This is a genomic window from Fannyhessea sp. (genome assembly GCF_986145555.1).
Genome location: NZ_CFRCNA010000018.1, coordinates 21,025 through 30,816, shown reverse-complemented (window position 1 = coordinate 30,816; position 9,792 = coordinate 21,025). Strand labels below are relative to the sequence as shown.

General features: G+C 44.0%; 3 protein-coding genes. All 3 read right to left on the bottom strand.

Annotation, left to right across the window (positions count from 1 at the left end):
- A partial coding sequence (locus AC5GD6_RS04595) for an InlB B-repeat-containing protein (RefSeq protein ID WP_491846338.1) occupies nt 1–7,021 on the bottom strand: 7,021 nt, incomplete at its 3' end.
- Nucleotides 7,022–7,818: 797 nt separating this feature from the next.
- Nucleotides 7,819–8,364 carry a Fe-S cluster assembly sulfur transfer protein SufU gene (gene sufU / locus AC5GD6_RS04590; RefSeq protein WP_006303071.1) on the bottom strand — a complete coding sequence of 182 codons (546 nt, stop codon included), beginning with the start codon at nt 8,362–8,364 and terminating at the stop codon, nt 7,819–7,821.
- A gap of 146 nt (nt 8,365–8,510) precedes the next feature.
- Nucleotides 8,511–9,770: an aminotransferase class V-fold PLP-dependent enzyme gene (locus AC5GD6_RS04585; RefSeq protein WP_311439313.1), complete on the bottom strand. Its 1,260-nt coding sequence runs from the start codon at nt 9,768–9,770 to the stop codon at nt 8,511–8,513.
- Nucleotides 9,771–9,792: the final 22 nt, after the last annotated feature.

Here is a 9,792-nt window from a genome sequence, read left to right as displayed (position 1 = left end):
GTAGGTGTTGCTCTGGTATGACACGAGGCAGAACACGAACAGGAACATTTACCCATATCGTTTCTGTCTTGAACAAAGGATTGCCGTGTTCATCTCGCTTGGGTGTGCCGTCTGCATTCATGTCCCATGCATCGGTGTAATACATAAGACCAAAGCGAACGTTATAGGTACCAGCTTTATCGGTAATAATCTTCTTGTAGCCGTCTTCAGCGGTTTTCCATCCAGCAAAACGCTTGTTAATGGTGCGATCGGTAAATGCCTTAAGAGCATTAATGGTAAGTTGATTACCATGTGCGTCTAGTTGAGGCTTACCTGTTTTAGGGTCAACTTTTGTAATATCTTCTACCATGTTGGCATAGGCTGGCATAGCGTCGCCTACAGTTACTACCACATCATTTTTAACGTGAATCTGTGGCAGCTCACTTTGACGTGCAATAAAGGTACGAGCACGCGTAGGTTTGCGATCGGCAATGTCTTGCGGATCGGTAATTTCTTTGCTGTTTGCGTCGTATATTGTCCAGTCGATGAACCCTGAAAGCTGTTTTTGCATAGCTTCAATGGTATCTTTGATAGAACTACCGCTTTTAACGTACTTGATATAAGGATCACGCGATCCATCTTCCCAGGTATGACCAGGTGCTGGCAGAACAGCCACGGGAACATATCCTGCAGGAACCGTATCAACCTCACTTGAGTCAAGGATGTGGTAGACCTTTTTGAAGATAGCGCGATACGTTGTTTTACCTTTAAATTGATCGGTTATCGCACGCTTATCGGGGCTAATATCCACGCGTGAATCTTGAGGTGTGCCTGTCTGGTTTGTGTTAACTTTTTCCCAGCCAACAAACTTATAGTCAAAGCCTTTGCCTTGGTTGTCTTTTTGGTTAAGTTTAGCCAATACCTGCGGCACACTAATCTTTATCTTTGTGGTTCCTGTTTGGTCTGCTACTACGTAGCGTGTAAATGACTTTTTGGTATCGCCACCAAGCAGCTCTCCTTGAGCTTCGTCGGATTCAAACGCTACAGGAACATAATGATTCTTGAACAGCGTCTCTTCTTCGGTAAGTGCAGGCGCTGTGGGGTTGGATTGTGTTTTGGCATCTATGCTATTGATAAGAGTTTCTGCAGCTTCGGCACTCAAAGTCTTTGGCATAACTTTAAGTACAGACGTCAAGCGGTATTCTTTGTTCTTATCGGTATCTTTATGTTTAATAATTGCCTTAAAGGTAACGGTATAGGTACCTGCTTTTGCCGTAGAAGGAGAGCTTGTATATTCAATGCTTATGGCATCGTCGTCGGGCTTACCATCGTTATCGTCATCTTTTAAGGTGTCTTGTAAAAGCTCTTTCATATTTTCTATGTAGCTGCGCGCTTGTGGCAAATCAGCACCCGTAAGCACTACACGCTCACTCATAAGACGTGGGATAACAACGTCTGTTTGATGTGCAACAAACTCTTGGAACGCATTATTGGCAAGCCATTCACCGGGTTTGTCGCCTACGTGTTCATCACCTGCAATACCTTGCATAGAGCTCTTTGACCACGAACCCTGATAGCCGTACAACTGTGCACCTAAATAATCAAGAATTGATGTTTTACTTGTATCGCCATCTGCAATAGGCACGCCATTCTTATCAAGCTTAGAAATGTCCATACCCTTGCGGATATAGTACACCTTAGGACCTGCAGTGCCATCTTTCCAAATGCGTCCATTTGCTGGTTGGAAGGATACAACAACGCTGTCGGGTGGAACATTTCCGTTATCACTTTGCTGGGTGATGTAAGGAATTTTTTCGTAAACTGCCTGATAAATGATATTATCTGTTGGCTTGGTAATTTGCTCATAACGGGCTTGTGGCAAAATGTTGGGCTTAAAGGTTTTAAAGTCAGTCACATCGGGCTGTGCTTGGTTGCCTACAATACGCCATCCACGGAAGACCCAGTGATATCCTGCTTGTGTATAGTCTTTTCCTGTAGCCGAAGGAAGATCAAGCTGGTAATTTTCAGGAGCTTTATCGCCTGTGTATACAAACGTTTCAAGCGTTTCGGATTCGCCTTGTGGGCTCGTTTGATCTTTTCCTGTGAGTACGCCTTGTTGCGTATGAGATGTAAACGTAATCTTTTTGTATTTGTTGGCGTATTCTGCGGGGTAACCCTTTGCATTGAACTCTTTGCCAAACATCAACTGTGGCATCACTTCATAGAAGAAAGGTACCATCTTTGATACGCGGCTCTTTTCGCGACCTGCGGTAACTTTAATGAAAATCTTATGCTCACCAGGCGTTTTTATATCAAGGAATGCTTTGTTACCATGCTCATCGCAAAATTCATAGGTTGCTGCACGTGCTCCCGTTTCGTTATCGTCGGCGTCGGCATAAATATTGTTATTGGCAATGAGATCTTTAGCACTTTGATTTGCCTGTAGTAAAAGATGACCAGGTAGAACATAGCGTTTTTCAACAGCTTTAGGTTCGATCATTTCAAAGTGTTTAATATAGGTTCTATCTTTTGCGTCGCGACCCTTAAATTCAAAGTCACCTTTTTCTTCAAAGCCCTTATCGGGAACCGCAACAGGAGCCTCAATAACGTTATCTTTGTACTTGTCGAGCACAACAACATTGGTGAGTGTATCAAGCGTTTCTGTTTTAGTGCCACCTTGGCCGTCAGAAATTTGACGCGACAAGCGACCGTTTTGATCTGCTGAATAGGTAACCTTGTAGTAACCTTCGGGCGCCTCGGTTGTGCTATCGCCACCAACAAAAGCAATCTGCGTTTTAGTAAAGTGAGCGGTATACACTACCTTGTAGGGGAATTCCTCTGAATATACGGGCAGGCGATTTGCACCGTCAACACTTGTTTCGCCTTTTGCAAATACTATTTTAGAGGTCCAACCTGTAAAGGTATAGCCCTCTTTTGCATGAGGTGTGGGTAGTGGTGCCTCATACGCTTTTATTCCCTTAACAACATCAAAGGTAAGGGTATTGGTTGTTTTGCCTGTGTCACCTGTGCCAGTTCCATTAAACGGAGCTAAATTTCCACCGTCTGTATGCGAAGGCGTAGAAATTACTTTACCGTTTTTCATGGAAAGCTCTGTAGTCTGTGTATCAAATTGCAGGCGAGAATAATCGTCGGGCGTTATTTGATCACCGTTGGTACGCGAAAGAATACGAACGTCATCATAGATAAAATCTACGTCGTAGTTGTTTTTATATGCACCGTGCTCATCTGCCTCAAAATGGAGCTGACGAGCCAGTGCTTGGTTGCTTTGTAAGCGATAGCCAAGAATCGTTTTGGCGTGAGCCACGTCAAAGGTAAGTCTATTGGATACAAAGACTTCGGGCGTGCGAAGCTCATGCCCCGCAGCGTCTTTATAGTGGACGGTAAAGCGCCGTATTGCATATGGGGTATATACAAATTCTGCGTTGTTATTTTTCTCGTCCTCGCTCACCATAAATGTTGTATAGGTATGGTCAGGATAATAGTTGCCATTGCGATAGACTGCCTCTGCAGCATAACTTGAACGTGGCCTTAAATTAGTAAGTACGTTTGTTTGGATGTCGGCAACCATCTTTTTAAGTTCTTCTTGGTTGTTAGTATCCTTAGCTTTTTTGTAGTCTTCTGCCGTATATCCTTCTCGTAAAAAGACGTGAGACATGGTACCAGATACACGTTTATCCTCTATCCATTGAGCTTTAATGTGGAGATCTTCAAGAATAGGGGAGCTAAACGCAAATGGCAGCCACTGTACGCTTCCATCTGGTTTGATGTATTGTTGCATCCATCCGTTAAAAATATAACCTGGACGCTCGGCAACCGCAGGGAAGCAATCTTGCTCGGTGGTGGTTTGATCGCCTTGAACGCCTAATTTAGCGCGTTTGGCATGACCTGCATGTTTAACTTTTACGAGTGTATGTTCAGGTGCGTCTGGGCGCGCCATATCAACATCTATGGTGTGAATGGTGTCAACGCGCTTCCAACTTGCATAGAGCGTAATGCCGTTTGTTTCGAGCGGAATATTTCCAAGAACTTTTGCAATTTCTTCGGGAGATTTCTTAAGAAGATCCGCTAGTTCTTGAGCAGTATAGGCGGTGCCGTCTGCTTTTGTGGTGGCAAGCTTGTTGGTACCTGTGGGATCAAGCGACCAACCTGCAAATTCGTAGTCTTCGGGAATGTTGTCAGGACGCGAAAATGTGTATGTTTTGCCGTTAAGAGTAAAGGTATAGCTTGAAGCAAAGTGCTTGCCAGCGGCAGGCGGATTCTTGGTAACACCTTCATTATATTTATGTGCAAATTTTCTTACGTTTGTGCCGTAAGGTTCTTGTGTGCTTGCTTGCGTATTGCTTGAATCTTTTACCTGTGTGATTTCATCAACATTAAAGCGAACGCTCACATTTTTGCGCTTGTACTTGAAGATCAAAAGGCCATTTTGTTCGAGCTCACTGCCGTCAGGGCCTTCTTGCGTAAAGACAAGATGAGGGAATTTTTGTTCAACCCATTCTCTAAACTCATCATCAGAACCGTCAGGATCATCTTCTTCTTCGGGGTGGTCTTTTTTCCATATATCTGCAAGCTCGTCGGCAAGCTTATTGTAATAATCGTCTTGGTCGTCTTGCTCTGTTAGATTTTGTTTTTTTACAAGCGGCTCAAATCCCTCAATGGTGGGAGCCTCGTATTTGTAGTCACTGCTCAGCGTGTCGTCTTTGGTATAGCTGAGCTCAGACGCTACATACTCGCGATTGTTGTCATCGTTTCTGCGCGCAGATTCCTCGGTTTCAAGCTTAACCAGAACATGTATTGATCCTGCACCCCCGTTATTTGCATCGGGAACAAGAACACGTTGATAAGGTGTAAGCTTTTCTCCAAAAAGGCGGATATTGTCCTGTGAAAAGGCTGTAGTATCTTTATTGGCTTTCGGCGCTATAAAATGTTTTTCGTCAAAGCGGTAGGGTGGCGTGTCTATATAGATAACTTTACCAGCGTCGTTTGCAACTCGCCAGCCTAAACCAAATGTGCGTGAGTCTTCGTCTTCTGTTGCATACCGTTTTGTTTCGGCATCTGTTGGAAAACCACTTGTGTAATGAATGGTTTGTCCAAAGCGATAAGTAACTTTATAGAGCTTGCTCTTATCGGTATCGTTATATTCCTTATCACCTTTTGTAATGGTAATGTGGTTAACCGCAGTAAACAGTTTATTAGTTGAGCCATTTTTTTCGATATCGGCATTTGCAAAAATAAGCTCGTAGGTGCGCCTATTAAATACTTTATTAACAACGGTTGTTCCATCGGGACGTATTTTGGTGCGCTCGCGCATCTCTTGTGAGCCAAAATATTCAGGCTCACTACCCTCATTCATTTTGGTAGTAAGAGATTTGGTTGTATCGTCTTCCATAAAGTATTTGGAAAAATCATTTTGATTAGCAATGTTCCCACGTAAATTAGCATCAGGCCATTGCAGCTTGGTGATATCGTTTTGTTCTAAGTTTAAGCCTTGCTCACCAATGGTTGTATCGGTTTTACCCTGCTTGTGTACCTGACCAATAAAGTCATAGTTTTCTATATTGGTAGGGTCATCGGGTTTAGGAAGATCGGCCTTTTGAACCCATATATTAACGGTGTATTGTGCGGTTTGTGAGGCTGGTTTCCAATGTGCAACAAAATGCACATCGTAATCAGGCATTTTATCAAGAAGTGTGGCGTTAGCACTGGTATCAGGTGTTGAGGAATTGGCGCTCGTTGCATTCTTGCCAGGTGTTTCGCGCGTCCAGCCTGTAAAGGTATAGCCGTTGCGTGTGGGAGTGGGAACCGCGTCAACTTTCATTCCATACAAAAACATCTTTGATTGAATGGAATTGCCGCCATGAGTATCGTAAGACACTTCATGCCTATTAAGTAAATAGCGCAACTCAAGAACAAGATGCTTTTTTGCAAGCGCAGGATTATTCAGATTACTGTCATCAGCGTCTGCATAATCTTCGTCATCAGGAATGGGGGAGTTAATAATATTTGGCTCGGGCGTATAGCCTTCGATAGTTACTGGTTGAGCATAGAGATTTTGTCCAACTACACCTTTTGCCTTACTTACTCTAATCGTGTGAGATTGACCCTGTTTATCTTTAATGGTAATTTGCTCGTTAATGCCCGTGAACTCAATGAACTTTTGGGGGTCATTGGGATCTTGGAGCATGTGACGCACGTAATACGTAATAGTTTTAGGGCGATAATTAACCGTAAAGTTAGAAATAATATTGGTATCGGTAGACGTAATGGTATTTTTATGAGCTTCAATTAAGGTGCGGTCTATTTTTATGTACGATTGTACCGACGCGTCTTTTTTGGTATCAAGAATGTATTTCCCGTTTTCTTTAATGTACGCGCCACGTTGCGCGCGATAACCTTTTGTTTCTACAACAGGAATATAGAGTCCTTGATCGCTGGGATCACTTATCTTGGTAAGTTCGTCATCGGTAAAGGTAAACTCTGTTGGTTGTAAAAGCTGTTTTTGGGCATAGCCTTCAACGCAGTATGTAACGGTAAATGTGTAGGTTTTTTTGCTGTCTTTTTCACGTTTTACTTGGGTGTTTGCCTCTTCTTGCGAATGTGCCGAAGGGTTTTTATCGTTTGGGGTAATAACCTGGTTCCCACCTTGTGCAGGCGTTGGCTGTGTTTGCGCTTGTGGGGTGGTCTGGGCGTTTGCCTGAGTGTTAGGCTGGGTGCCTGCCGGTGAGTTTACGGGTGTTTGTGGCGTATCTGCTTGTGTGGCACCGCGCTCGCTCTTTTGCGTATGTGCCGCGTTGCCTGCGGCTTTGTTGGTGCCTGCGGGCGATGAGTTTTGAGGCGTGGATTGCACGGTGTCTGGCTGTGTAGCCTGTAGTGTCTCTGCTTGAGCAACAGGAGCTAAAGCAATAGTTGATGCGATTGCAACGGATGCTGCCACACCAAGTTTTGCTGTGGTTTCGGTTGAAATAACCTCGTGATTCAGTTTTTTCTCGGCATGCTTTTGCAAGCGTGTCTTATGTGTCATGTTGTAATCACCCAAACTTTACGACTTTAACATATGAATATAAATATCTAAACATTTTATATGATTGTCTGGCTGGTTTTGAGCACATTTACAAGATAGATGGTAGTCGCGCGCGTTTTAGAAAACATTATGGGGGGGGGTCACGTTTTCCATGGTCAAGGCGTTACTATTTTATGAATAGCGCTTCTGCGAAATTACGGTTTTTTTGCGTGTTAAATTGGTATTCACCAATACCACACAACTAAATGCGTATAAATCTGCGTAATTTATTCATAAATTTTACGGCTTACTTGATGTACACGTTGCGTCTGCTGTGCCCGTTGCTCTTAATATCCTAGGAATCATCCCTCGTTATCGCAAAATATATAATTATGTGATAACCGTCACATAAATACGTATAATTATGTGATACGTATCACAAAAATATATATAATTGTGTGATGAGCGTCATCAATCGCGCTGATTCTAAAACGGCAGTTTCTATCGGAGCAAGCGCGAGATGTAAACGCCGTGCAGGCGGCGCTGTATGAAATCATAACAGCTTATGAACGAGATTTTGCAAAACATCCCAACGCGAGCGAATTTCCAAACAAAACTGCGCATCCGATTTTCGTTGGATAATCTAAAATTGGATAACGATGTGCTTAATATTCCATTATTTTTGATTGATTGTACCGATAAGCTTATAGACCTTGCGCTTCAGGAGCTTGGGCGCAGAACTTCTAGCTGAGAGCACATAGCTCTTTTTCCCCTGCCGCGCGCAAACAACGAACGCAATACAAACAACGGCTGCGGACTTATAACCCCTTCGCGTGAGAAGGCGCTACTTGGCAAGCCTGCGCGGTATCGGGGTCGCTATGTACACCTAACATTTCTTGCAACGTAGCCCATGCAAGTTCTGCGCATTTTACACGCGCTGGCATATGAGAGATGTCTTTAAGCATGGCTGCGTCTCCCAAACTGTCAAGCGATTCGCCTTCTTGAAGTTGATTGCGCACCATACGGCCAAAAAGTTCGCACATCTGTAAAGCCTCGCTACCAGTTTTGTCAATAATTGCGTCACTCATCATATCGGCAGATGCCTGACTAATAGCGCAGCCGTGCCCTTGATAGCATGCATCACGAATAATGCCATGCTCATCGAGCTTCAGCGAAAATGTAAGCTCATCGCCACAAGATGGATTAACGCCTTCGTGCGAAAGTGTTGGGTTGTCAATAGAATAGCAATAATCGGGATGATTGACGTGATCCATAAACAGAGCGTTATATAGGGTAGGAGCACCCATTACTCCGGCAGCAGGTTTTTTATCGATTGTTTGGTGCGAGTTGTTGTTCATATCCATAGTTGCTTTCCTTGCTGGTTGTATGCCATTTTGTATTTACGCGGTTTGACCTGTTGTGTGTCTTGTAGTGCGCAAGCTGCTGTGCGCGTCTGAGCTTCTGCGTTCGCGCCGCCTGAGCCCATGTGCTCGCGCCACCGCTCACGTCGTTAAGGCTTAAAAATATTATGTACTGCTTGCAGCGCATCAATAAGACGATCAATATCGCGCGCGTCATTATAAAACGCAATACTTGCTCGGCAGGTACTTTGAACGCCCAAAGAGTTCAGCAGCGGTTGAGCACAGTGATGACCTGCGCGAATGCAGACATTATACGAATCAAGAATAGATGAAACGTCGTGCGGATGTACACCGTTTACATTAAACGAAACAACACCTCTATGGCGCGCGGGGTCATGTGCTCCGTAAATATCGATAAAGCTAAGCTCTGACAAGCGCGAATACAAATATGCGCTCAAAAGAGCCTCGCGACGTTCAAGCTTTTTCATATCGTGCGTGTCAAAATAGCTAAGAGCCTTGTCAAATGCGTAAATACCTGCAGCGTCTTGGGTTCCTGCCTCAAACTTTTCGGGGACTTGTGCCCACGTTGCAGAAGAAGTGGTTACCGAGTCTATCATTTCGCCACCCGTTAAAAATACGGGCATGCGTTCAAGAATGTCAAGCTTTCCCCACATAACTCCTATACCAAAAGGACCAAGTGCTTTATGTGCAGAAAACGCAAGCAGATCACAATTAAGCTGTTGTACGTCTAGCTGCATATGCGGTGCGCTTTGAGCGGCATCCACTACCATATAAGCACCTACTTTGTGAGCAAGTGCAGCAATACGTGCAATATCGTTGGTTATGCCTAAGACGTTAGATACATGCGTAAGGCTTACAATTTTTGTTTTGTTGGTAATTTTGCGCTCAAGTTCTTCGTCTGTAATACTACAGGTATCGTTTAGGTAGAGATAGGTTAGCTTAGCATGCATTTTTTTGCATATTTGTTGCCAGGGAATCATGTTTGAATGGTGCTCCATGATACTAATAACAACTTCATCGCCAGGCTCCAAGCACATCGTTCCCAGTGATTGAGCAATCAAATTTAGAGATTCTGTAGCATTGCGCGTAAAGACAACCTCGCGTGCGCGTCCTTCGCCGTTTGTATCCACCGCGCCAATAAAGCGTGCAACATGAGCGCGCGTAGCTTCAATTGCCTCGGTTGCCATAACAGAGAGTTTATACAAGCCACGCAAAGGGTTTGCATTCATGTTGTGATAAAACTCGCTTTGTGCATTGATTACCTCTAAAGGCCGCTGAGCTGTGGCTGCGCTGTCTAAAAACGCAAGTTCTTTGTGTTGAGCTAAAAGCGGAAAATCTTGTTTATAAGGATTTTCCTGCAACGCCTGTTCGTCGTTGGTTGCGAGCATTATCAATATAACCTTTCGTGTA